The organism is Terribacillus sp. AE2B 122 (assembly GCF_902497585.1).
GTDB lineage: Bacteria > Bacillota > Bacilli > Bacillales > Amphibacillaceae > Terribacillus > Terribacillus saccharophilus_A.
The window spans coordinates 47,033-72,161 of record NZ_LR700945.1 but is presented as its reverse complement, the minus strand read 5'-3'; the positions used below and the strand labels follow the sequence as shown (position 1 = coordinate 72,161).

At 42.3% G+C, this 25,129-nt stretch carries 27 protein-coding genes; 5 read left to right on the top strand and 22 right to left on the bottom strand.

Features of this window, described 5'->3' with window-relative positions; genetic code table 11:
* Positions 1-82 precede the first annotated feature (82 nt).
* The 14 genes from AE2B122_RS11265 to AE2B122_RS11200 all read right to left on the bottom strand — a co-directional run bounded on the left by AE2B122_RS11265 (position 83) and on the right by AE2B122_RS11200 (position 13,460).
* The gene (locus tag AE2B122_RS11265; RefSeq protein WP_175074283.1) at positions 83-1,561 is read right to left on the bottom strand and encodes a DHA2 family efflux MFS transporter permease subunit; all 1,479 of its coding nucleotides are present in this window, start codon (positions 1,559-1,561) and stop codon (positions 83-85) included.
* A gap of 180 nt (positions 1,562-1,741) precedes the next feature.
* Positions 1,742-2,365, bottom strand: coding sequence for a TetR/AcrR family transcriptional regulator (locus AE2B122_RS11260; protein WP_095270827.1), 624 nt, complete (start codon positions 2,363-2,365; stop codon positions 1,742-1,744).
* A gap of 157 nt (positions 2,366-2,522) precedes the next feature.
* Positions 2,523-3,488, bottom strand: a complete 966-nt coding sequence (locus AE2B122_RS11255) for an aldo/keto reductase family oxidoreductase (protein WP_245840346.1) — start codon at positions 3,486-3,488, stop codon at positions 2,523-2,525.
* On the bottom strand, positions 3,452-4,648 hold the full coding sequence (locus AE2B122_RS11250; RefSeq protein ID WP_095270825.1) for an ornithine--oxo-acid transaminase: 1,197 nt from the start codon (positions 4,646-4,648) through the stop codon (positions 3,452-3,454). The genes AE2B122_RS11255 and AE2B122_RS11250 overlap by 37 nt, the downstream gene beginning before the upstream one ends.
* Before the next feature lie 126 nt (positions 4,649-4,774).
* Positions 4,775-5,389, bottom strand: coding sequence for a YitT family protein (locus AE2B122_RS11245; RefSeq protein ID WP_175074142.1), 615 nt, complete (start codon positions 5,387-5,389; stop codon positions 4,775-4,777).
* Complete coding sequence (locus AE2B122_RS11240; protein WP_175074141.1) at positions 5,379-5,822, bottom strand: GNAT family N-acetyltransferase; 444 nt, start codon at positions 5,820-5,822, stop codon at positions 5,379-5,381. The genes AE2B122_RS11245 and AE2B122_RS11240 overlap by 11 nt, the downstream gene beginning before the upstream one ends.
* A 199-nt stretch (positions 5,823-6,021) precedes the next feature.
* The gene (locus tag AE2B122_RS11235) at positions 6,022-6,606 is read right to left on the bottom strand and encodes a membrane-spanning protein (RefSeq protein WP_095218864.1); all 585 of its coding nucleotides are present in this window, start codon (positions 6,604-6,606) and stop codon (positions 6,022-6,024) included.
* Positions 6,607-6,709: 103 nt separating this feature from the next.
* Positions 6,710-7,870, bottom strand: coding sequence for a D-alanyl-lipoteichoic acid biosynthesis protein DltD (gene dltD / locus AE2B122_RS11230; protein ID WP_175074140.1), 1,161 nt, complete (start codon positions 7,868-7,870; stop codon positions 6,710-6,712).
* The gene (gene dltC / locus AE2B122_RS11225) at positions 7,870-8,106 is read right to left on the bottom strand and encodes a D-alanine--poly(phosphoribitol) ligase subunit DltC (RefSeq protein ID WP_095270815.1); all 237 of its coding nucleotides are present in this window, start codon (positions 8,104-8,106) and stop codon (positions 7,870-7,872) included. Before dltC ends, dltD begins: the two co-directional genes overlap by 1 nt.
* Before the next feature lie 15 nt (positions 8,107-8,121).
* Positions 8,122-9,279: a D-alanyl-lipoteichoic acid biosynthesis protein DltB gene (dltB, locus tag AE2B122_RS11220; RefSeq protein WP_175074139.1), complete on the bottom strand. Its 1,158-nt coding sequence runs from the start codon at positions 9,277-9,279 to the stop codon at positions 8,122-8,124.
* On the bottom strand, positions 9,276-10,781 hold the full coding sequence (gene dltA, locus AE2B122_RS11215) for a D-alanine--poly(phosphoribitol) ligase subunit DltA (protein WP_175074138.1): 1,506 nt from the start codon (positions 10,779-10,781) through the stop codon (positions 9,276-9,278). The genes dltB and dltA overlap by 4 nt, the downstream gene beginning before the upstream one ends.
* Before the next feature lie 17 nt (positions 10,782-10,798).
* Positions 10,799-10,945, bottom strand: coding sequence for a teichoic acid D-Ala incorporation-associated protein DltX (locus AE2B122_RS11210; RefSeq protein ID WP_038558452.1), 147 nt, complete (start codon positions 10,943-10,945; stop codon positions 10,799-10,801).
* 15 nt (positions 10,946-10,960) lie between these two features.
* Complete coding sequence (locus AE2B122_RS11205) at positions 10,961-11,632, bottom strand: response regulator transcription factor (protein ID WP_095270805.1); 672 nt, start codon at positions 11,630-11,632, stop codon at positions 10,961-10,963.
* 82 nt (positions 11,633-11,714) lie between these two features.
* On the bottom strand, positions 11,715-13,460 hold the full coding sequence (locus tag AE2B122_RS11200) for a cell wall metabolism sensor histidine kinase WalK (RefSeq protein WP_175074137.1): 1,746 nt from the start codon (positions 13,458-13,460) through the stop codon (positions 11,715-11,717).
* A 192-nt stretch (positions 13,461-13,652) separates the two neighbouring features.
* On the opposite strand from AE2B122_RS11200, the gene AE2B122_RS11195 reads away from it, so the two are divergent.
* A complete protein-coding gene (locus tag AE2B122_RS11195; protein ID WP_095218871.1) occupies positions 13,653-14,270 on the top strand; it encodes a cupin domain-containing protein in 618 nt (205 codons plus the stop codon).
* Positions 14,271-14,345: 75 nt separating this feature from the next.
* Here the strand turns inward: AE2B122_RS11195 and AE2B122_RS11190 are convergent, their stop codons facing one another.
* On the bottom strand, positions 14,346-14,777 hold the full coding sequence (locus AE2B122_RS11190) for an Rrf2 family transcriptional regulator (protein ID WP_095270796.1): 432 nt from the start codon (positions 14,775-14,777) through the stop codon (positions 14,346-14,348).
* Between the two features lie 160 nt (positions 14,778-14,937).
* Here AE2B122_RS11190 and hmpA point away from each other — a divergent pair, with 160 nt between their 5' ends.
* Complete coding sequence (gene hmpA, locus AE2B122_RS11185; RefSeq protein ID WP_175074136.1) at positions 14,938-16,113, top strand: NO-inducible flavohemoprotein; 1,176 nt, start codon at positions 14,938-14,940, stop codon at positions 16,111-16,113.
* Between the two features lie 36 nt (positions 16,114-16,149).
* On the opposite strand, the gene AE2B122_RS11180 is transcribed toward hmpA, so the two are convergent.
* A complete protein-coding gene (locus tag AE2B122_RS11180) occupies positions 16,150-16,587 on the bottom strand; it encodes an Rrf2 family transcriptional regulator (protein ID WP_095218877.1) in 438 nt (145 codons plus the stop codon).
* A gap of 152 nt (positions 16,588-16,739) precedes the next feature.
* Here AE2B122_RS11180 and AE2B122_RS11175 point away from each other — a divergent pair, with 152 nt between their 5' ends.
* Positions 16,740-17,378, top strand: coding sequence for an NAD(P)-dependent oxidoreductase (locus AE2B122_RS11175; protein WP_095218878.1), 639 nt, complete (start codon positions 16,740-16,742; stop codon positions 17,376-17,378).
* 37 nt (positions 17,379-17,415) lie between these two features.
* Here AE2B122_RS11175 and AE2B122_RS11170 read toward each other — a convergent pair whose 3' ends face one another.
* The 5 genes from AE2B122_RS11170 to AE2B122_RS11150 form a co-directional block, all read right to left on the bottom strand.
* Positions 17,416-17,925, bottom strand: coding sequence for a type 1 glutamine amidotransferase domain-containing protein (locus AE2B122_RS11170; protein WP_095218879.1), 510 nt, complete (start codon positions 17,923-17,925; stop codon positions 17,416-17,418).
* 80 nt (positions 17,926-18,005) lie between these two features.
* Positions 18,006-19,301 carry a CitMHS family transporter gene (locus tag AE2B122_RS11165; RefSeq protein WP_175074135.1) on the bottom strand — a complete coding sequence of 432 codons (1,296 nt, stop codon included), beginning with the start codon at positions 19,299-19,301 and terminating at the stop codon, positions 18,006-18,008.
* Between the two features lie 125 nt (positions 19,302-19,426).
* On the bottom strand, positions 19,427-20,128 hold the full coding sequence (locus AE2B122_RS11160; protein ID WP_095270780.1) for a response regulator: 702 nt from the start codon (positions 20,126-20,128) through the stop codon (positions 19,427-19,429).
* The gene (locus AE2B122_RS11155) at positions 20,094-21,734 is read right to left on the bottom strand and encodes a sensor histidine kinase (protein ID WP_175074134.1); all 1,641 of its coding nucleotides are present in this window, start codon (positions 21,732-21,734) and stop codon (positions 20,094-20,096) included. The genes AE2B122_RS11160 and AE2B122_RS11155 overlap by 35 nt, the downstream gene beginning before the upstream one ends.
* Before the next feature lie 114 nt (positions 21,735-21,848).
* Complete coding sequence (locus AE2B122_RS11150) at positions 21,849-22,619, bottom strand: SDR family NAD(P)-dependent oxidoreductase (protein ID WP_175074133.1); 771 nt, start codon at positions 22,617-22,619, stop codon at positions 21,849-21,851.
* Positions 22,620-22,758: 139 nt separating this feature from the next.
* Between AE2B122_RS11150 and AE2B122_RS11145 the strand changes: the two genes are divergently transcribed.
* On the top strand, positions 22,759-23,355 hold the full coding sequence (locus tag AE2B122_RS11145) for a TetR/AcrR family transcriptional regulator (RefSeq protein ID WP_175074132.1): 597 nt from the start codon (positions 22,759-22,761) through the stop codon (positions 23,353-23,355).
* A 204-nt stretch (positions 23,356-23,559) separates the two neighbouring features.
* On the opposite strand, the gene AE2B122_RS11140 is transcribed toward AE2B122_RS11145, so the two are convergent.
* Entirely contained in the window at positions 23,560-24,324 is a 765-nt protein-coding gene (locus tag AE2B122_RS11140; RefSeq protein ID WP_175074131.1) for an SDR family oxidoreductase, read from the bottom strand.
* Between the two features lie 117 nt (positions 24,325-24,441).
* Here AE2B122_RS11140 and AE2B122_RS11135 point away from each other — a divergent pair, with 117 nt between their 5' ends.
* Positions 24,442-24,990, top strand: a complete 549-nt coding sequence (locus tag AE2B122_RS11135) for a TetR/AcrR family transcriptional regulator (RefSeq protein ID WP_175074130.1) — start codon at positions 24,442-24,444, stop codon at positions 24,988-24,990.
* The last annotated feature ends 139 nt before the right edge of the window (positions 24,991-25,129 follow it).

Here is a 25,129-nt window from a genome sequence, read left to right as displayed (position 1 = left end):
TGAGATTTGCAGTGACTGTGACCTAACCGAAATATATTATCTACAAAAAAGAATGGACCCGGTAAAACCGGATCCATTCTTTTTATTTTGCGGGCTCAGGATTAACCTGACCGCTCCTATCTTGTTTTTCAATTTTCCTTACAGCATCACTGCTAGTGTCCACACGTTTTACAAACAGTGCCAGCACCAATGCCACAATATTAATAGCTAGTGCTACATAGAAGGAAGCATGAATACCCGCTAACAGTGCTTTCTGCTGCATTAGCGCAGTAGATGCTTCTGTTAAAGTAGTCGGGTCCACTCCTGCCATCAAGCTTTCACCTTCATTTTTCGTAACAGAGTTCATGATTGTGACTAAGATAGCTGTACCGATTGAACCGGATACTTGCTGAGCCGTGTTGTTCACTGCTGTACCATGCGGGTTCAGAACCGTTGGCAATTGGTTCAGACCATTTGTCATGATCGGCATCATTACCATCGACATACCAAACATCCGCAATGTGTAGATGAAGATGATATAGGCATAGCTGGAATCCAGCTGTAGGTGTGCAAGCATATAAGTAGAAACTGCCGTTATAGCTAAACCGACCACTGCCAAGATACGCGGTCCGAATTTATCGAATAGACGACCGGTAATTGGTGACATCACACCCATGATGATGGCACCAGGAAGCATCATTAATCCTGAATCCAATGGTGAAATTCCGCGTACATTCTGAACGTATGCTGGTGTCAAAATCATACCTGAGAACATTGCCACAGCATTTACGACAGAAATAACGGAAGAAAGTGCAAACATCGGATGTTTATAAACACGCAAATCCAATAATGGTTTCTCCATGCGCAACTGACGCATGACAAAGACAATTAAAGCAATTGCACCGACAATCAATGTTGTAAGTACGATTGGATCTGTCCAGCCGTCAGAGCTTGCGGAACTGAATCCATAAAGCAAACCACCGAAACCGATGGAAGAAAGCACAATAGATAGATAATCTAGTGTAGCTTCTGTATTTTGCTGCATCACATTCTTAAGCTTCCAGACAGCAAGTAACAAGCTGATTACTGCCAACGGAAGAATCATTTCAAACAATACACGCCAATCATAATACTCTACGATATACCCTGATAAAGTAGGTCCGATAGCTGGTGCTGTAATCATAACTAAACCGAAGATACCCATAGCTGTACCGCGTTTTTCACGTGGGAAACTAACGAGCATGATGTTCATCAGCAAAGGTCCCATTACAGAAGAACCCGCCGCTTGGATCATACGCCCAGTCAGCAATAGGCCGAAGTTCGGTGCGAATGCTGCCAAGGCAGTACCTAATGTAAAGATAATCATCGCTGTAATAAACAACATACGGTTAGAGAATCGAGTAACTAAAAATGCGGAGGCTGGAATCAGCACACCGCTGACCAGCATATAACCGGTCGCAAGCCATTGTACTGTTGAATAATCCTTAATATCTAAGTCAACCATGATAGATGGCAAGGCGACATTCAGTAAAGAGTTATTTAAGAAGGAGACAAATGCTCCTACAAATAAAATCGCCAGCATCAAATATGGTACTTTTCTAGGTTGTGTTGCATCGGTGTTCAAATTTCTATCTCCCTTTATTTAATTTTTAGTGCTGCAAAAGCGGCCGTTTGCAGAGTGTTGCGTTGATTCCTTGCTTTTGCAGTGTCTCCACTAGCTTCTTCATCAAATCATCACTTTTTTTGATTACAGTGCTGTACATCAGTCGACCTCTTTCCTTTGCAGTCCTTTTTTTATCAAACTAATTTGTGCTTCATAATTGTAGATGGCTTCTTCATCCGTAAGATCATGAACGAATACCTGCACAAGATTATGAAAAGTAATAGCTCCGACAATTCGAATGACATGCGATAGCTCCTGCTTATCTTCTATATTCAGAAAAGAGATATCCACCATCTCAAGTGTTTGAGAGCGCTCATTCTTCAAGCTTTCTTTATATATGTTGTTTGCCATAGTATTTTCTTTCCTATGGTTCATATTCAGAAAAGCATACCGAAGAAAGTCATTATGCTCTTCATGATGACGTAAAGAAATCATATATCGGAACTGTTCTAACAAGGCTTCGAATAAGTTCCCTTTCTTTTCCTGAAGAATAGAATTCAGCTTTTTATTATTCTCCTGCGCTACCTGATTCAGCAGATAATAATACAGATCTTCTTTATCCTCGAAATACTGATAAAAGCTGCCTCTAGGTATTCCGGCATCTTTAATGATGTTCGCTATAGACGCTTCATGCAGGGGGACACGAGAAAATTCTTTTTTTGCTGATTGAATCAATGTATTTTGTTTATCTTCCGGTAAAGAAAGAAAGGTTTGCTTCGGCATTTCTTCCCTCCTGCCTAAACATATGACACCGTGTCACAATTGATGATAAATAGATTATATGTGACACCGTGTCACATGTCAAGCTTATTCTACTAGTTATTACCATACTAAAAAACAGATTGCCCAAAGGACAATCCGCTCCTGTGTCATTATTTAATCAAGGTAGATTATTACCTGCTGTTCGATACAATTTGTACCACTCTTCCCTAGTCAACCGTACATCCTGCGCCTTACAAATAGCTTGGATTCGTTCCGGATTCATAGAACCTATAACAGCTTGGATTGAGGCAGGATGGCGCAATATCCAGGCAATCGCAATCGCTGATTTGCTTACGGTATACTTATCCGCCAGTTCCTGTAGTGCTGCATTTACTTCCGGAAAGTCTGGGTTGTCGACGAATACGCCTTCTATCATACCAAATTGGAATGGCGACCACGCCTGTACCGTCATCTTGTTAAGCTGACTATACGGAAGTAAACCGCTGTCCCTCACGACTGACTCTCTGTTCTGCATGTTCACATTTAATCCAGCGTCAATTAAAGGCGTGTGCATCAAACTGAGTTGAAGCTGATTGATAATCAGATCATCTTTTACATATTGCTTCAACAGCTCTATTTGATGAGGATGGTGGTTGCTGACACCAAAGTACCTTACCTTTCCGCTTTCCTTCAGCTTCTGGAAAGCCTCCGCTACTTCCTCTGGCTCCATCAGCGCATCCGGACGATGCAGCAATAGGATATCGAGATAATCTGTCTGCAGCCTATTGAGGATAGCATCCACACTGGACTGAATATGTTCCTTTGAAAAATCGAAATACCCTTTGCGGATTCCGCATTTCGACTGTAGAATTACATCCTCTCGCTTAATCGTGCTTTCTTTAAGTGCAGCAGTAAAAACTTCCTCTGACGCTCCGGCGCCATAAATATCAGCATGATCGAATAGGTTGATACCAGCCTCAGCACTTGCTTCAATTACTTTTACAGCTTCCTGCGTATTCAAATCATTCATCCGCATACAGCCAAGGGCAATCGGAGCTGTATTCAATTCACTCGTTCCTAGCTTCATCGTTATCTCTCCCTTGTCTTTTACTGTAATACTTGCTTCAATCGTTCCAAAGCCCATTCCAGCTCATCTTCGGTAATAACCAGCGGCGGAGCAATGCGAATTACCGTCTCATGTGTCTCTTTGCAAAGCACACCAAGCTCTTTCAGTTTTTCGCAGTACGGCCTTGCTGGTTCCGTCAATTCGATACCGACAAACAATCCTCTGCCTCTGATTTCTTTGATCTTATCTGAAGTTAGCTGCTGCAGCTGTTCCTGGAGATACGTTCCTAGACGTTGAGACCTGGCAGCAAGATCTTCGTCTTCGAGCACATCCAGTGCTGCAATCGAAACAGCACAAGCTAATGGATTCCCCCCAAATGTGGAACCATGCGAGCCAGGGTTGAAGACTTCTAAGACATCTTTATCCCCTGCCACACAGGAAATCGGGAAGACTCCGCCGCCCAGGGCCTTTCCAAGGATAAACAAGTCAGGAGTGACATCTTCCCAGTCACAAGCGAAACGCTTACCCGTACGTCCCAACCCTACTTGAATCTCATCAGCGATGAATAAGACATTCTCTTCCTTACACAATTCCGATGCTGCTTTTAAATACCCTTCTGGCGGGATGATAATGCCTGCTTCCCCTTGGATAGGCTCCAGTATGAAGGCAGCAGTGTGTGGCGTGATGGCTGACTTCAAAGCATCCAGATCACCATACGGAATAACTTTAATTCCCGGGATCATCGGACCGAATCCGCGGCGATATTCTGCTTCTGAGGATAGTGAGACTGCAGTCATCGTCCGGCCATGAAAGTTTCCGCTGCACACAATGACTTCTGCTTGTTCATCTGAAATTCCCTTCACATCATATCCCCAGCGCCTTGCTGCTTTAAAAGCTGTCTCCACAGCTTCAGCACCAGTGTTCATCGGCAGAATCATGTCCTTGCCAGTTAATGATGCAACTTTTTCATACCATAAACCTAGCTGATCATTATGAAAGGCACGGGATGTGAGCGTAACCTTCTGTGCCTGCTCGATTAGCGCTTTGATAATTTTCGGATGGCGATGCCCTTGGTTCACTGCCGAATAGGCACTGAGCATATCCATGTAACGCTTGCCAGCGGTATCCTCTACCCATACTCCTTCCGCCTTCGCTATGACGATCGGAAGCGGGTGATAATTATTTGCTCCGTATTGCTCTGTCAACTGCATCAAATCTTGTGCATCTGTAGCCTTCATCCCAACTGCCCCTTTCCAGGTTCATTTGGCGCCCATGATACAGCGCAATCATTCTGCTTTTATTCTAACAAAGTAATAACACTATGTAAGCGCTATATTAGAAATAAAAAAATGAATCGTCTTCCGTTAGGATTTAGACGATTCATAGATTGGCATTATACCTAGGCGCTGAAGAACAATAAAAGCATATTGCAGCAAAAAGCCTCCTAATAAAACAGTCAGTACAGTACCCGGTCCAATCGGGCCTGCAAGCAAAAAGGCAGAAACAAGGCAGACTGCGTACAAAAATGTCTTAGTGACAGCTACACTTGAATGTAATTTATCGATTAATACAAGCATAAGTCGATCAATCGGAATAGGTGCGAACTTTGTATGCAGGTACAAAGCTGTTCCTGCAGCAAGAAGAAGCTGTGCACAAAGGAACAAACCGGCTCGGCTGATTATCGACTCAAGTTCCATCCCTACCAGCAGAAATAACCACCCATCGAGAAAAAGACCAGTTGCGAATGCAGTCAGCAACCCTGCTAATTCAGGTGCTGTTCGAGTAAGAAGGGAATTTACCAGAATGAAAAGACCTGCAAGGATAATTTCCCAGATTCCCACCGTCATACCCGCACTATCCGCTAATCCAACAAGTACCGCATCGAAAGGAGATGTTCCCAAATCCGCTTCAATAGTAAGGGCAATTCCTAGAGTCATCAAGAGAAGACCCGAAAAAAAGAGTATGCCTCTAACCCACATTTTCCTGTTTCTCCATAATAAGATGAGGAATCCCATCCTCATCGAATTCATCTGAAATGCCCTTATAACCGAGCTTCTCATAGAATCCTTTAGCTTGGACTTGCGCATGGAGTTTATATTTCCTTTTATCTGTTTGCTTCGCTATCTCTTCAAGACTTGAAATGATAACGCTGCCTAATCCATACTTCCGATACTGTTCCAGCATACAAATGCGTTCCAATTTAGCATAATCATCTACATAACGAATACGCCCAGTTCCAACTGCTTCTCCTTCATGATAGACAAGGATGTGTTGGCAGCTGTCTTCTAACACATCAAACTGATCGAATTCATCCTCTAACGCGACTCCTTGCTCTTCTACAAATACAGCTAGCCGTATCGCTTTTGCTTTTTCCAGATCATTTTTATCTTGTATAATTTTATATGAAGCCAAAATAATACCTACCTTCACTATTAATATATCCTTCAAACATCATTATGTTGTAAATGCAACATAATGTAAAGGTGAAATTAGGGCTCCTTGCTATTTTTAAAAATATGTTTCACCCTATTTCAGAGAAGTGTGTACGGGTAAAAAAACAAATACCTAATAACAATAAAAAAAGAGCTGCAAGTAAAAAATGCAGCTCTCTTCAACCACGTATCTCTTTCCCTTCCAGCGGCTTATTCCGAAATAAAGCATATATACCTAAAATCACTCCTCCGAGCAATCCAGCAATCAAATCCGTCATCGTATCTGTATTTCCGCTCCGCTGCATGACACTTGTCACCGTCATGTCTCCGATGAACTCGACGCTTTCCCATATCGCACTCCCTATTGTCGCCATACCGCAGACAAATAGGAAGATGATCCAGCGTGAAATATAGATGCCTGCTGGTCGCAGTACTTTATAGCGATAGATAGCCAAGGCAAGCCAGGCAATATACATACTGCCTACCACATGAAGCGTAACATCCCACCACTTGTACTTATCATAAAAATGGAATATGGCACCCAAGATGAAAGTACAAACAAGCAGACCGTAAAATCCAAGAATATGAGGTATACGGAATGGGCTACGCTTGAGAAAGAGCAAGCCTAGCGGCAGTGCACTCATAATCACCCTGCCTCCGCCTTTGGTCCAGGAATTCGTATCTCCATTTTTCAGTTCTATCACAAAGGAGACCACCATGAAGCATATGAATAAAAAGCTCAAGACAATAATCGTTTTCTTCAAACCTCATCTCTCCTTAACTCTTTTTCCATAGTCTAACCAGTTAAGGAGGATTCTAGTGCAGAAACGAAAAAAGACGATTCACCAGCTCGGTGAACCATCTTCTTTATTGAATGAATTTCTTTATATCCTCATCTAAGTAGACCCAGCCCTTCCAACCAATATGAATCGTATCACGCATAAAATGCGGATCATATTCGTGGTCGGAATAGTCGGCATAAGTAAAACCATTATCATCAATTTGTTTTTTGATGCGATTATAATAGTCTTCCCGTCCCTGCTTCGGGAAACCTGTGTAATCGTAATACTCTCCATTAACCGGTATGATGACGAATAGCGGTTTGGCATCTGCTTTTTTCAGAATATCGAGCATTAGCTGAAAATCTGCATATTCAGGTGATTCCGCATAGGAATGCCCTTTGTTTTTGCCTTCCATCTCTTTGATGTGATTTTTTTTATGCTTATAGACCTTATAGTCGATATTAAATTTTGAATCCTTTGTGCGTTTTTCGCCATACGCATCTGCTTGAGCTTGCAGTTCCTCCCAAGTCTTGTTTTTTACTTTATCAGACTGACGCCGGTTCGATGGATCATCCTTGATAAGTGTGTAATATAGGTCCTTCTTCTTCAGCATTGATATGTAAGCTTTAGCTGGTGCGGTTAATAGGTTGAACTTGATTTCCTCATCATTCAAGTACGCATCATACAGCTCATAAAGCATCGTGTCATTTTTCACCGCATCATATGACATCAGCCTTTGCATCAATTCCCGCTTCACCTGTTCATCTATTTCTTTATTGAATGGCAGCTGGTATGCCTGTAAAGAGGAATAGTTCGGTGCAAAATGCTGCTCATCTGTACCATGCTTGACGAACCACTGCGGCGAGACGATGATGACCATCTGCTTGTCCTTCAGCTCTTCTGCATGTGTAGCAAAGTTGAGATCATTAATGATGGATGTTGTACCGCCTTTCCCTACTAAGTAAGGCGTAAAGTCAGCACCAGTTGCTTCGAAGTAATTCGATGGATGAAACGGGTCCCAGCGTGACAGCTCGGAGGACCCGTAGATCGGAACATACTTCGGATCAGCAAGCATTTCACTCTGTAAGTATGTCCCCTGAAACATATTCGGCTCCAGACTCGTTGCTGATTCTTCCAAACGATCCGCTGGCACCAGTTTGGCCAGCCAGGAAGCCGGCACAAAAACGAGCGCAGCGAACAGGACCAATGCTAATATAATCGGTCCGAATAGATACTTCTTCTTCATTATTTCAGCTCATTCAGACGATCAATAATTGCATTCGGTGTATTCCATGTATCACGGTCGAACTCTGTAATCGGTACGTTGATGCCAAGCTGTTCTTCAAATTGCACAATCAGCTCCACTGTAGCAAATGAATCCAGCAATCCTGCTTCAAAAATATCAAGATCGTTCTCCTCTTTTACAACATCATCTTCACAAACTTCTGCAATAACTTGTAGTACTTTCTCTTTAAAATCCATTAGTAAATTCCCCTTTTATTGAAATGGTCTTCCGGAAAACAGATAGAATCCGAAACAGACGACATGGAAAGTGATGACAATCGAAACAATTGTCATGGTTTTGCCGGTCGGCCAGCGTTTATGTTTTTTGTTCCACGTCTCAAAGAAATTAAAAGCTGTCATCATCAGGGCATGATAAGCACCATAGACGATGTACTGAATCGCTAATCCATGCCATACTCCCATCAACAGGAATAAGAGGATATAGCCTAGATTCGACACGAGCATTTTGTTTTGTATCCATTTTTTCTTTTTCATCAAGAAGACAAAACGCATGAATACATAGTCTCGGAACCAGAACGACAGCGACATATGCCATCTGTTCCAGAATTCCTTGATGTTCCGGCTGATGAACGGCATATTGAAGTTCTCCGGCGAACGGATACCCATGATATAACTGACGCCGACAGCAAACGCTGTATAGCCAGCAAAGTCGAAGAACAGATACAGGCTGTAGCTGTACATATACAGCAGGTGGTAGCTGAACCTGCCATCTGCTATATGTTCGAGATTCATGATGAAATAGGTGTTGATTGCATACCCGATAATGAACTTATACAGGAAGCCGAGGAAGATCTTATTGATACCCTTATAAAGCAGCTCCTTGTATTCTTCTTGCGCCCATAGCTTCTCTTCATCCTTCTGAAAACGGCGGAATCTATCAATAGGACCAGAAGAAATCGTCGGGTAAAACAGCATGAAATTGACCAGCTGATAAATCGATAACTGCTTCTTGATCAATCCATCTCTCGTCTCGATAATGATTTGAACAGCCCGGAATGTCAGATACGAGATTCCGAGAAAGCTTGCCCAGTTATCCACTGCCAGGAACGGCAGGATCTTTGAGAGGATCAAAGGCAATATCGATAGGAAACTCATCAGATAGAATACTAGACTGCTATTCTTTTTCTGCCTGTACGAAATATAGCCTTTGATCAGAATCAGCTGCAGAACGGTGAAAAGGACGAGTGAATAAAATCCTTCATCTCCGTCAGAAAAAATCAAGGCCAGGACAGCAATCGAAACGAACACATTGTAATAACGCAAATGCTTGCCCATGATACCGAGAATCATCGTCGGCAGGAGCAGAATGCCTAGAATAATAAAGAAAAGGAACGAACTATACGGGGTCATGCGAATACCTCTTCCTTCATCTTCTTACGATCCGCTTTCCCGTTCATCGTCATCGGGATAGTCATCTGATAGGTAAATTTACGCGGAATCATATAAGCAGGCAGACGTAAAGCAAGGTCTTTCCGAATAGCTGCTGTGAGCTGATATTCCTTTTCAAAGTCATGTTCCTCTGGAACGACTGCAGCAATCAAGTATTCAATTTCCTCTTTCGGCGTATATGGAATGATGATGGCAGATTTAATATACTCAGATTGCTGTAAGTGGAATTCGATTTCCTCAAGCTCCATCCGGTAGCCATGCAGCTTGATCTGATAATCCAGTCTGCCCTGACAATATACGAGACCATCCTTGATAAAACCAGCATCTCCAGTTTGATAAGCTTGCATATCACACATAATGCCGTATGCTTTTTCTGTCAGCAGCGGCTCACCAAGGTAACCTTTTGTCACGCTCGGCCCTACGAGGATAAGCTCTCCTTTTTCTCCATCCGGGAGCGGATTACCGGCTTCGTCTACGACAAGAATACGCATATCAGGTTTCGGGCGGCCGACTGGCAATGCTTCCTCTTTTGCCAGTAAATCCTCTGTAACTTCAATCGAAGTCACGGCAACTGTTGCTTCTGTTGGTCCGTATGTATTGAATATCCTTGCTTCCGGGAAGCGTTCCTTCAATTCTTTTGCTACTGCCAGTGGAAGTACTTCTCCACAGAAAAGGAAGGTATCAAGCTCTGGAAGCATCTCCGCGTGGAAGTCAGGATTCGGAAAGCACATTTGGACGAAGGATGGCGTGGAAGTCCAAATCTGTAAATCAGAACCACGGAGATTCTCGAAAAGCAGCTTTGGCTTATTGATCACATCTTTCATCAGCGTATGGATGGTACCGCCGCTTTGTAATGCTGGATAAAAATCCATTACAGACAAATCGAATGAAAATGGTGCCTGATTCAAAAACACTTTTCCTTGTCCGAGCGGAAAGTCATTCGTCATCCAATCGGTAAAAGACTGCAGGTTCGCTGCTGTGACCTGTACACCTTTTGGATTCCCTGTACTTCCGGATGTGTAGATGATATAGAATACCTCATCTTCCTTCACCCACAAGTTTTGACTGATACACTCTTCTTGTTCCAGCTTTAAAGCTGCTGTATATAAACCAGCCACATTATCAAGCCCAAGGTCATAATCCGTTGTATTGATGACCAAGCCTGCACCGGATTTTTCCACGATTAGACGCACCCGCTCCATCGGAATGGATGTATCAATAGGTATGTATGGGTAGCCTGCCTTCACACAGGCGAGGAAGGATACCGGCATATCCGTTCCCATATGACCGTACACAACAATTGGTGTCTGCCGTTCAAGCTGACAGCTGTTACGGATAAGAACTGCCAGTCTGTCCGATCGTTCCCAAAGCATCCTGTAGCTGATTGCATCCTCTCCATTACGGAATGCTGTTTGCTCAGGGCTACCTGCCGCATGCTGTGCAATAGTTGTTAAAAGTTTCATTGTTATATCTTCTCCAATTAAAAATCGTTATATATGTAGTTACCTGTGTTGGCTGTATGGAAGCCATACAGCATGAACAAGGTGACAAGGATTGCCAAATAGAAACAGGTATGCACAACAAAGCGAACACCTGTATGTGCATACAGCTGCTTGATCTTATTCATTTTTTCCTCTGCCTTCTATTCAAATTTGTATCCAGTACCGATAACAGTCCGAATATGATGAGATTCATCCACAAGTTTGGCACGCAGCTTCTTAATATGCGTGTCCACTACGCGGTTATCCCCTTCAAAATCTATGCCCCATACATGATTCAGAATTGTTTCACGTGAAAGGACGTTATTTTTATGCTGCAGCAGGAGCAGCAAGAGATCATATTCCTTCGGTGTCAACTCGACTTGCTGTTTATCCAATTCCAGCTGACGTGATTTTGTATTGACCACGGCATGACCGAAGCTGAGCATATGTCCATTCGGCAAGTAATGTTCGGTTGCCCGCTTCATCAAAGAATTAGCCCGTGCAACCAGCACTTTCGGACTAAATGGCTTCGTTACATAATCATCTGCTCCGAGATCAAATCCATGGATTTTATCATCGTCACTGGACTTGGCTGTCAACAGGATGATTGGTACACCCGATTTTGCACGGACCTCTTTTGTAACAGCAAAGCCATCCATCTTCGGCATCATGATATCCAGAATGACTAGATCGGGATAAATAGCGTCAAACCAATCAATAGCGCTGCTGCCATTATCTGTTTCATGCACTTCCCAGCCATCCTTTTTGAAATAGTCCGCCACTACTTCCCGGATACGTAATTCATCCTCGACAAGCAGCACTTTCTTTCTCATCGCGAATCCTTCCTTCCAACTGATATACATAAATTAACAAGCTCATATGTCCTTCATGTGTCCAAATAAGTAATTTTTCCCATTACTGATAAAATTGCACGATGAAACGGACTCCTTCTGGCGTATTTTCGACTCCATAGCTGTAGTGGTGCAAATCGAGTATTTGCTGCACAATAGCAAGTCCCAATCCTGTGCCACCTGTCAATCTGCTTCTGGAGGATTCCGTGCGGTAAAAACGATTCCAGATCTTATCCAGCTGTTCTTCTGGTATTTGAGAACCTTTGTTGTCAATCATGAACACACTGCGAGCAGTGTCCAGGTCTGTTTCGATACGGATACTAATGACAGAATCTGTTTCGCTATGACGGACTGCATTAACAAGCAGATTCCGCATGACTCGCTCCATCCACTCATAATCTGCCGTAATCGGCATCTCATTCCTCGGCATCACTTCAATGGAAACCTGTTTATCCTTCGCCATGCAGTACATTTTATCGGAAAGATCTTCTATCATTTCACTCAGCAGGAATGATGATTTTCTTAGCTTAATAGCTCCGTTCTCAAGCTTGGCCAAATCCAGCATATCCCCGATCAGTACTTGCATCTTGTCTGATTCCTCAATAATTACGTCAATATAGTGATCGTGCTTGTCTGGGCTGATACCATCCTGTAGCCCTTCTGCAAAGCTTTTGACGATACTGAGCGGTGTCTTCAGTTCATGAGAAGCATGCTCAAAGAATTCGCGCTGCGCTTTTTCCATCTTTTTGCGCTTCTCCATATCCTGCTTCAGCTTCTCGTTGGCTTGTTTCAAATCATCCAGTGCTACATCCAAGTTCTGCGCCATAATCAGCATGTTATTGGAAAGGCTGCCAAGTTCATCTTTTTGCTTGATTGGCTTCACCGATGAAAAGTCCAGATGTACCATTTTTTTAGCCATCTCATTCAGTTTGATCAATGGACTGCTCACAAGACGTGAGTAAAACAAAGAAAGCAAAAGAATGAGTAAAATACCGGCGATACCGATATAAAGATAAAAAACGCGCAGTGCTTCATTCGTATCTTTGGTTTCCTGTAAGGAAGTGACAGAGAAGAGATATTGTATTTCGCCGTCTTTCTCAATTGGATCCATCAGTACTAGATTATGCTTTCCAGTCCATGGTTCCACCCAATTCAGCTGTAGACTTTCTCCATTGTTAAGCTGCTTCAGTAGATTTTCATCAAGCGGGAACCATTCCAGCAGCGCATCATAAAGAAGGCCTAACCCTCTATTTGACATACCACCCTGGGGAAGTGAAACACTTTTTACTTTTCCTTGGAGAGTTATTTCATTCTCTTCCAGATGTTCACCCACACTTTCCTCATCCTTACTGATTACAGAAGGATAAATGACCGAAGTGACCGACAAATCTGATTCTCCATTAACCTCTAACGTATCTCCCTTTTTGATGTTCAACGCATCCAAGTCGGTACCATAATCAGTCACAAACAAGGATAATGCCACTTCAAGTACATCCCCATCTTCTGTTTGCAGCATAATATGGAACGGATCTTGTACTAGCTGATATCCTTCTGCATCAACAATCGTCAAAGGACTTTTCGTCTCCTGCATATAAGACAGCGTGTGCTTCGTCAGCTCCTCTGCACTCCAGGAATTCTCTTCATAGCCATCTGCCAATGCATGCAGATGCTCAGCAGCTTCTTTCGTTTTATAATGCTGGTAAAAGCTATCAAAGAACACAAGCTGAAAAATCATAATCATAGCGTAAAATGCCAAGAAGAATAAAGCTGTCACAGCGAACAGCTTGATCGTTATGCCTCGTTTTCTCATGTGGTACCCCTTTATGTACTACGACAGTTAGTTATATATACTTTAATTTACAGATATGTTTTTTGTGTGTCCGCACACTTCATCAGCGTACACGCATTTATAAAAATACGGAACCCTTTTTTTGTAAAATCCAAACGCCTGCCTCTTGCATAATCTAACTCCGAAGCATTTCATCAGAAAGAAGGGGAAGGTATGGGGAAAGAAAATGAGTACATGGACTACACCAAGAGTAATGTCCAGTATTTTAGCGATGTGAATAAAAACCGGCTATTCACACGGAATAACCGGAACTATATAAACCGGCTCGGCCGGGATGTATTGAATACACTTGGGAATGTGTCTCTTCTCGATATCTATTTGAGCAAAGGGAAAACAGTCGAACCTCATTACCATCAAAATGCTGCTGAACTTGTCTACTGCATTAGTGGGTCAGCTCAAGTTTCCCTGATTAATCCTTTTACGAATAAGGTCGAGAATATACGCATCACCCGCGGTCAAGTCGCAAATGTCCCTCAAGGCTGGTGGCACTGGGAAACAGCAGTAGAAGATCAAACACATCTGCTGGCCATTTTCGATGCGCCATACCCTGAATATATTTTCGGTTCGGATATCTTAGCGAGGACACCAGCAGAAGTACTCGCTAAAACCTATTGTCTGGATAAGACGAAGCTTCAGGAAACACTTCGTCCGCTCAACAACCAGACTATTATCATTGGTCCGCCAGATGAATGCAGCCAGCAGCGGTCTGAAGAACAAAAAGCCTCTCACCAAGAAAATACAGACGGGTATCACTATTATCGTTTCAAATAAGAAATAAGAACAGCCTCTCCTTTTGAGGAGAGGCTGTTCTTATTTAAGAAAGATATTAGTTCAAAATTAATTTGTTCATCGGAGCAGCATTCGCAAATCTGCTTCATTCTCTAATAAATCCTGCAGCGTATACGCATCAAGCACTTGCAAATATGCATGCAATGCTTTACCTAATATTCCTCTCAAGCCGCAAACAGAAGCAATCGGGCATGTATTGTTCTCTCTATTGAAGCATTCGACGAGATGAAAATCATCTTCCATCCTCCGCACAACCGCTCCGATATTAATCTCTTTTGGATCACGTGCTAGTTTAATACCGCCTGAACGCCCCCGCACAGCTTCAATATAACCTGCCTGGCGCATTTCATGTGCTACTTTCATCAAATGGTTTTTGGATATATGATATGCTGTCGCAATCTCTTGAATCGTCGACAGCTTGTCTTTTTCTTTTGTTCCCAAATAAAGAAGGACTCTTAGGGAAAAGTCAGTATACATCGTCAATCGCATCTTGGTTATATCCTCCTCTTCTTGAGGATTATAGCATAACAGAATAACTGATTGGGCATAAAGAGAATGTGACACTTTTGTTAAAGTGGTATTTAAAATATATCTTTTATCCACTGTTAGTTCTATGATAGAGATAGATCAAAGAAAGAAGGAATCCAAAATGCTATCACAAGAAACTATCGACATCATTAAAAGCACTGTACCTGTGCTAGAAGAGCATGGCACTCAAATTACTACTGTCTTTTATGAAGAATTGTTTAAAGCGCACCCTGAACTTCTGAACATTTTCAACCATGCAAACCAGGCAAGAGGCAAACAGCAAACTGCACTTGCCAATGCTGTCTATGCAGCTGCGGTACATATCGATAAGCTGGAGGCAATACTGCCGACGGTCGTACAGATTTCTCACAAGCATGTCAGCTTAGGTGTAAAATCCGAACATTATCCAGTTGTAGGCGAATACTTGCTTAAAGCAATCAAGATGGTTCTAGGAGATGCTGCGACACCTCAGATTCTGAAAGCATGGGAAGAAGCTTATGGCGTCATCGCAGATGCTTTTATCGGTGTAGAAGCCAATATGTATGAAGAAAATGAAAAGAAAGAAGGCGGCTGGGCATTCTTTAAAGACTTCGTTGTCGAAAAGAAAGTCCAAGAAAGTAATGTTATCACATCCTTTTACTTGAAACCTGCTGACTCTGAACGCGTGCCTGATTTCGAACCTGGTCAGTATATTTCCGTCCGTGTATCAATCCCTGGAGAAAAATACATGATGATCCGTCAATACAGTCTATCTAAGACACCTTCATCAGATACGTTCCGTATTTCTGTGAAGAAAGAAGACGATAATGATCCGGATGGCAAGGTTTCCGTCTACTTACACGAACAAGTAAAAGAAGGAGACAAATTAGAAGTAAGTGCACCTGCTGGTGTCTTCACTCTTGAGAAAAATGCGGACAAACCGATTACTTTTATCGCAGGCGGTGTTGGTATCACGCCAATCATGAGTATGCTTGAGACTCTTGCAGCAGAAGATTCCAAGCGGGAAGTCGTCTTCCTGCAAGCTGCACGCACTCCAGAGTTTGCTGCTTTTACTAAGCAGATCCAAAGCATTCAAGAAAGAATGCCTAATTTGACGTATCAGACATATTATGAAGATAAGAGAATCGATGAAACTATCCTTAAAGATATGGTGAACACTGATAGCGATGTTTATGTCTGTGGTCCAGCTGGTTTCATGGAATTCGTCATTTCCACACTGTACCACGCTGGTATCAGTAAAGAACAAGTTCATTTTGAGTTCTTCGGCCCTGCTGCTGATCTTGAAAAAGCTCAATAAAACAAGTAAGCGCACTGCCTCGGCAGTGCGCTTTTTTTATTCAATCTGCTTATCTTGCTCTTCTATACTTTGCACAATATCCTCAATCGTCACATGCGCCAATGCTTTTTCCATGACCGCCTGTGCTCCAGCGAATATTGGAAGAACAGCTGCTTGAATATTCCTGCCAACCGTACATTGTGGATTCGGATTTCCATGAACACTGAAGAGTTCATTTTCCGGGACTGCTTCCACTGCTTTGTACACATCAAGCAGTGTGATTTCATCAAGCTTACGTGCTAGTTCCGCTCCTGCTACTCCTGGGCGTACATTGACCAGCTCCGCTTTTTTAAGCATACCCATGATCTTACGGATAACGACCGGGTTCGTATTGACACTGGCTGCAATGAACTCAGACGAATTCACCTCGTCTTTATTCACCTCTAGAAGTGTCAGTATATGGATACCAACAGCAAAACGGCTGCTTATTGACATAATTTCCAGCTCACTTTCAAATGAATTCCTATCTCTATAGTATAACGCAAAATGAAACGGGTAAAAGGAAAGTGTTGACAAGTTATAACCTGTAACTTATTATACTACATGTAACTAAATTAATTACAAGATAAGCACAAGGAGGAGTTACCATGAAAATAGGGATTATCGGAGCTACAGGTAAAGCAGGCAGCTTAATTACAAAAGAAGCTATGGATCGCGGCCACGAGGTGACAGCAATTGTACGCAGCGCTGCAAAAGTAAAACAGAACATTAACATACTAGAAAAAGGCATATTTGATATCCAAACATCCGATATCAAGGACTTTGATGTGATCGTTAACGCCTTCAATACTGCTCCTGGCCAAGAAAAACAGCACATTGAAGCTGGTCGGATTCTTATTGAAGCATTAAAGAATGCTCCTTCCACTCGTCTTCTCGTTGTCGGCGGTGCTGGAAGCTTGTTCGTAGATGAACAGAAAACCACTCGGGTATCTGAAACACCTGACTTCCCAGCTGCCTTTTTACCGACAGCTACCAATATGGGTGAAAACCTGAAGGAACTGGAAAGCAGTGAAGGTATCCAATGGACCTACATCAGTCCTGGTGGATTCTTCGATGCAGATGGCAAACGGACTGGCAGCTACCAAACTGGCGGTGAGGTCATGATTTTGAATAAACAAGGCAACAGCTATATCAGCTACGCTGACTATGCTATCGCTGTCTTGGATGAAATTGAAAAACCTGCACATCTTAATGAACGTTTCTCTGTTGTTGGAGAAAAGGAATAAATAAAAGCGCTAGACCACTTGGTCTAGCGCTTTCCTCTTATTTCAACAGATTCAATGATTCGCGGTTGAATGCTTCCAAATCATCCGGTGTTCTGCTTGTGACGATGTTATGGCTTACGACTACCTCTTCATCTTTGTAATTCGCACCAGCATTGATCAAGTCTTTACGGACACTGCGATAGCCCGTAATATCCTTGCCTTTTAGCAAGTCTGTATCGATCAATACTTGTGGACCATGGCAGATAGCGAATACAGGTTTTTCATTTTCTACGAAAGCTTTCGCGAATTCACCGGGACGGTCATCTCCGCGAAGCAAGTCAGGAGAAAAACCTCCTGGAATCAATAGTGCATCGAATTCACTTGCATCAACATCGGAAATCGCTTTGTCGATTTTCACTTTCTCACCGTGCTTACCATTAACTTCTTTGCCAGCTTCGAACTCCACGTTTACAACACTGTGACCAGCTTCTTCGTATGCTTTTACCGGACTTGTATATTCGATATCTTCAAATTCATCTGTAATTAGAACTGCGATTTTTTTACTCATATATAGTCCCTCCTATTTTATCTTTAACTTAAGACTATCAGAGGGTTCTCACTCTATTCAACTATCGCGCTCACAGGTTATCACCCGATGCTGATAACTCCGAATATCAAAGCCGCGATTGTCATCACAATTGTTGATCCGAATGCCCAAAGCATAGCATAGCGCTGCAGTTCCCCGAATTGAATGCCTACCATACCGATTAGTAGATGGGCTGCGGCTACTAGCGGGCTCAATACGTGAACTGGCTGGCCGAGCAATGCCGCACGACCGATTTCGACTTTGCTGACACCGTACGCTTGTGCTGCTTCGGCAAGTATCGGCAGTACGCCAAGGTAGAATGCATTGTTAGACATAAAGAAAGTAAACGGCGCACTGATAATGGCAATGATGACTGCGAGATAAGGAGACATGAACTCTGGGATAATCGATACAAGCGTATTCGCCATCGCATCAATCATTTCCGTACCAGACATGATACCTGTAAAAATACCTGCAGCAATAACTATCGTCGTGACAGCTAATCCGTTTTTCGCATGTGCTGCCATTCTCTCCTGCTGCTCACTCATACGTGGATAGTTGATCATCAGAGCGACGGCAAAAGCAACCATGAATAAAATCGTCAGTGAAATGAAGTCCATGATCAGGCAAACAAGCAACGCTATTGTAAGCAGCAAGTTCACCCAAACAAGCTTCGGACGGCGATAAGCTGGTACCTCTTCTGCGGCACTGATTTCTCTATGCGTTTGATCATCCAGCTGCACAACCCCCAAACGCTTCCTTTCCTTTCTCCCAAGGATGAAAGCTACCGTTATCGCATAAACAAGCCCTACTCCCATAACAGGAATAATCGGTATGAACAGCTCAGATGCTTCCAGGTTCAAAGCAGCCATAGCCATAGCAGAAGCACCGCCCCAAGGCGTGATATTCATTACACCCATTGAAAGCATAGCTACTGTTGCAAGAATCAAACGATTCATTCCTAATCGTTTATAGAGCGGTAGTAACGCAGAAACAGTGATCATATATGTTGTTGTACCATCTCCATCAAGTGCTACCATCATAGAAAGAATTGACGTACCAACAACAATTTTGAGCGGATCCCCTTTTACAACTTTCAGAATGAGATTGATCAAGGGATCGAACAGTCCTGCATCAATCATGACTCCGAAGTAAAGGATAGCAAACAGAATCATAATAGCTGTGGCCGCAATTCCTTCTACACCTTCCAGCATCATCGGCCCGAGTGAAGAAGTGAAGCCGCCAATTATACCAAAGAGAATAGGAATAAGCGTCAACGCCACAAGCGGCGATAGCTTTTTGGACATTATCAAATACATAAATACAGCAACCATGGAGAAGCCCAATAAAGATAACAAAAGAAAGTCCTCCTTCAAACAGCGCTAATTGTTAGCGCTTTCAATTGAAAGGAGTGTAACATTGTGTTCACAAAATGCACAGTTTACTTACGTTAAGTGCATTTTTTTTATTTTTCTCACGGCTATTAGGATGAGTTCTCGGCTCGGTATTTATACTTGCGGACAGGCCTTCCGACTGTTCCATAGGTGACTTCCACTTCCGCTTCTTTTCTCGACACCATATATTCCAAGTAGCGGCGAACTGTAGAATGGCTTACCCCTATCTTCGCTGCTATTTCCTCAGCCTTTTCGCTGTTCTGCTGCTCCTTCATTGCCTGTCGTACCGATTCCAAGGTGTGGCGGTCTACTCCTTTTGGATAGACTTCCTGTTCCACTGCTTCTGCTGTATGTATATTAGGATGAAAGATAGCATCTACTTGCTGCTGACCGATTTCATTGCCAGATTGAAGTTCCTTCTTATAGATAGCATATTCCTGAAGCACACGCTGGAAGCGATCACCATCTACCGGTTTAATCAAATAACTGTACACGCCTCCACGCATCGCCTCACCGACTGTCTCCGTATCATTCGCCGCTGTCAGCAGAATTACATCCGTCTTGCGGTAATTCTGGCGGATGAACCAAAGGATATCGATACCATTCGTATCAGGAAGATAGACATCAAGCAGTACCACGTCTGGCTTCAATGCCTGAAGCAGACTTTTGGCTTGTTCTCCATTTTCTGCAACACCAATTAGTCGATACCCTTCCATTTGATTCAAGTAATTCTGAAATATCATTGATGCTTCTACATTATCTTCCACTATCAGAACGTTCATCCGGTCCATTTTTCACGCTTCCTTTCGGGAGAACAATCGTTGCGAGAGTTCCTCCTGCTTCGCTATCTCCATAATACAAAGCTCCATTCAGTTTCTCCAGTGCTGCCTGTACAATAGTCAGTCCAATACCATGCCCATCGCCAGCTTCCTTTTTAGTTGAATATCCATCCACCAATACTGTCTGTTTTTCCTTCTCAGACAGCCGCTTGCCATTGTCCTCGATATCGACTATCACTTCTTGTCCTAGATCTGTGAAAGACACAAAAACCTTTCCTTCCGTACCCTGGTGCTTCGAAGCGGACTCAAAGGCATTCTCTAGTAAGTTTCCTATGATAGTCACAATCTTCTCTGTTGCTTCCGGTCGCAGGTCAATGTTCATGCTGCTGCCTTCATCAATCGTCAATGACACCTTCAGCTCTTTGGCACGATTGAATTTTCCTAGCAGGCAGGCTGCAATCATCGGTTCCTTTATGCTTGCCATCAGCAAATTGACGACACTTTGCTGTTCCTCTACTTCCTCTGAAATGAATACGAGTGCCTTGTCATATTCTTGTAAGCGAATCAAGCCGTACAAAGTATTTAACTTATTCATAAATTCATGATTAGAAGCACGCATCTGATCTGCTTGCTGCTTCATTTTTACAATTGTCTCTGATACGTCAATCACTTCTGTTTCAGGACGTAATGTAAAGACGACTCCCAATGTTTCTTCCGCTTCTTTTATGGGAGAAGCATCTACTATATAAATATCGCCAGCAACAAAAGTATATTTGTTATACCTTCCTTCCCCATCTGCCAAAACTGCTTGATAAAGAGATCGCAGATTCTTCTGGTCGATTGCATCCTCCAGCACGGATTTACGCTTAAATATCTCTTGGGCTCTACGATTAATAGATGTAATATAACCTTTGCGATCAATGGCTATGGTAGCATCTTTGATCGATGCCAGTGTTGTCTCCTTCTCTTTAAATAAGAAGGAAATCTCTTCTGGCTCTAATCCATAAATCAGCTTTTTCACCCGTTTCGCCACAAGATAGGCACCAAGGAGACCAACAGCAAAGATGAGCAGGAACCAGATGATTACCTCCTGCAAATAGGAAAGTATCTGATCATTTAAGTTCTGCTTCAAAAAACCGACTGATGCTACACCAATGATATCACCTGATTCATTTCTTATCGGTGTTTTTGCTTTAACCGCATAGCCGGAAATACCATACCCTTCGTATATGACTTCCTTTCCTTCTTCTAATACTTGGTCATTGCTCGTCTTGGTTGGTTTACCGATTCTCTCCGGTTCTGGATGTGAAATTCGGATTCCATTCGTATCAGCAATTACAACATAATCTGCACCGCTATTTTGCTGGATCTTTAACGACTCCTGCTGTATCGCATCGTCATTATCCCTCTCCTCCAGATGCTGAAGAATTGTGTCATCCTTGGCAGCAAGCTTAGCGACGACCATCGCAGTGTTTCCTGCATCTTCCTCGACTATCTCATCAACCTTCCTTATGATTAGAGTGCTTACAAATAATAGACTAATCATAAGCAATATTGTCACCAATAAGACAATCTGACCTAGTAAACCAAAACGCAGTCGTCTCCGCAGTTCCCCCATATAAGTCGTCCCCTTTGTTCTCCTCTACTATTATCTTACTACTTTACAGCTGTAGGAAGAAGAAAGGTTATGAAAATTAAAAAGCACCCACTCAAGGAATGGGTGCTAAACTCGTTATCTGCTTGTATAACCTGCATCAGCATGAATTGTCGTACCAGTCACGTAAGAAGATTGATCAGATGCTAGCCATAGGCTTGCTTGAGCAATCTCTTCCGGCTGACCGAATCTGCCAAGAAGGCTTAGCATCGGTGCAAATTCTTCTTCAGTCTGACCTGTTTCTTCCAGGGAACCTCTAAGCATCGGTGTATCAATTGCTCCAGGAGCGACTGTGTTTACACGAATGTTCATCGGACCGTTTTCAAGAGCTGCAACCTTGGTCATACCTACAACGCCATGCTTAGCTACAACGTATGCGATGTTATTAGGCTGTGGACGGAAGCCGCTGACAGAAGAAATGTTAACGATACTGCCGCCTTCACCTTGCTTAATCATTTGCTGTAATTCATATTTCATACAAAGCGCAGTACCTGTTAGATCAACCGAAATCAAACGGTTCCAGTACGCTTCATCGAATTCTGCTGCTGGTGCATTATCCGGTGTGAGGGCTGCGTTATTGATCGCAACATCCAGACGTCCGAACTTTGCTATTGTTTCTTCTACCATTTGTTTTACTTGTGCTGAATCAGATACATCAACTTTTACGAAGAAAGCAGTTCCGCCAGCTGCTTCAATCTCTTCGACTGCTGCTTTACCTTTTTCTTCATTAAAGTCTGCTACGACAACTTTCGCTTTCGCTTCGGCAAATAGTTTTGCTGTCGCAAGACCCATCCCCATTGCTGCACCAGTTACGATTGCTACTTTACCTTCTAAAACTGGAAATGTCATGATTATTCCCCCCTTATGTTCTACGCTTACATTTTCACTATAGAAGAATCCATTTGCTGCGACAATATGCGATAATAGAGATAGAAATTTATTTTGAACAAGACAGACCATACTGTTCAATAAAAGTGAGGAGAAACCTGTGAGCATCACCTATCCCGACAAACGAGTAGAAAGAACCCAGCACGCGTTAAAAGAAGCTTTAATGAAACTGTTGGCGGAGAGAGCGCTTCATAAAATCCATATTTCTGAGATAACCGAAGAAGCTGGTGTCAGCAGGGGAACTTTCTATACCCATTATGAAAAGAAAGAAGATCTTCTGGATGAACTCTCTGAGGATATGCTTGAGGAAATGACCATCGCTTTCCGAAAACCATATGAACAGTTAGGAATGGTAGACTTTCGGAGCCTGCCAGCAGAGTCCCTTGTTCTGTTCGATCATTTCCTGGAAAATAAAGCATTCTACCAGCTAATGCTTGGCGGCACTTCGGACAATTTTTTTAAAGAAAAGATGATAGATCAGCTTCATTACCTTTTCCGGAGAGACTATGCTTTTTATTTTCGTCAAATTGATGCAGAAATAGACCTTGAACTGTTCTGTACGTATCGCATCCATGGCATCATTGGATTGATTGTTGAATGGATTCAAAAAGGGTTCGATAAACCTGTTCCTTTCATGGCAGAACAGCTGCTGCATATTTTCAGGTTTCATACCGAGAGTGTTATGATCAGGCATTAGAAAATAGGGTGTACCTACTTAGGCACACCCTTGATCAAGAATTCACTAGCATACGAGCTGCTGCATCATCTGTAACTAGGACATGAATCAAAATTCGCAGCTAATGCCCAGATCTCCATACTGGTTAAACATCACATTAATCAGTCTCCAAATATAGCAATCCCTCCATATTAAAGGTCTGTGTCAAAATCATAAATCTATTAATTATATTTTCCCTTCTCTCGCCATTGAATTAGACAGAAAATCAGGGAAGTATTTTCCTGCAAAGCGCAGAAATTTCGAAGCACCTGGAACTACACGCTTCTTATTCTTTTCCATACCTTTAATGCCATGTTTAACAAGTGTATCTAAAGACATACTTGGCATGCCCTCTGCTTCTGTTCCATTCGATTCAAGATTTGTTTCCGCAACAAGCGGCGGTACCAACTCCATTACATGAATATTTTTCCCTGACTTATTTAACTGAATACGGAGCGCGTCAGTATACATATGAACTCCTGCTTTCGTAGCAGAGTAAACAGGATGAATAGGTGAAGTTATATATGATAGACCAGAACTGACAGTTACGATCATTGCTTCATCTTGCTCACAAAGTTGTGGCAGCAAAGCTTTGGTCATCCACATTGTTCCATTAAGATTTATATCAACTTCCGCTGTCACCTGTTCAAGCTTCATTTCTTCATCAAGTAATTTAAAAGAACGCATAATTCCGGCTGAATTAAATAAAACATTGGCTTCAGGATAGTTTTCCTTAATGAATATCGCCATCCTGCGAATTGAGTCAAGACTTGAAACGTCCCCTTGTAAACCAATCAGTCCTTTACAATCTTTCATTACCCGATCAATTGTTTCTTGATTACGACCAATTACAATTACTTTATTCCCGCGTTTTAACAATTCTTTAGCATAAGCAAGACCTATTCCTGAAGTACCGCCAGTAATAATAATTGTATTATTTGAAAGCTTCATAGACTTTCTCCTTTTTGGTTACAATTTTTATTTTTTGTAACTTTAAATAAAACCTTACTCTAATAGGTTACAAAAGTCAATTTTTGTAACCTGTAAGTTATGTAGTATAATTAATACATGAAGACTTTAAGTAAAGAACTTATATTAGAAACTGCTCACCGTATGGTAGCTGAACAAGGGATGGAAAAAGTTAATCTTTCAAAGGTTGGCAAAGAATTAGGAACGAGTCATGCAGCAATATATAAATATTTCACAGGAAAGGAAGAATTATGGACAGAGCTTGCTCTTTCATGGCTTGATAATGAACTAACAAAACTATTTCCTTTCGACATTAAAAATTATTCCTCTACGAAGGAAATCATTCATGATTGGTTTTGGATTTTAAGTGAATCAAAATATAAATCGTATCGTCGTGAACCAGAAATGTTTAAGTTATATACGACATATATTGATGGAAATCCACCAGTTTTAGCTCGTCACCTTACAGATTTATTAAGTAGCTTAAAAGAAGCAAGCAGAATTGAAAACAACAGCACACTAAAAGCGTTACTAGTGGCGTTTTCTTATTTTTCAGCCCCCTCCTTTGCCGAAAATTGGTCACAGATTGACTTCAAAGGAGAATTCGAGGCTGTCTGGAAATTAGTCGAGGTTGGAATAATCTTATAGCATTAAATCAAGTATAAAAAAAGTTCTAATTAGAAATTATTGCGATTGCTTTCAAGCTGTACAATAACGCCCATCAACGCATTTCAAAGGATATACACTCTTGCAATATTCAGATAAAAAGTTAAGCGGATCTACCACA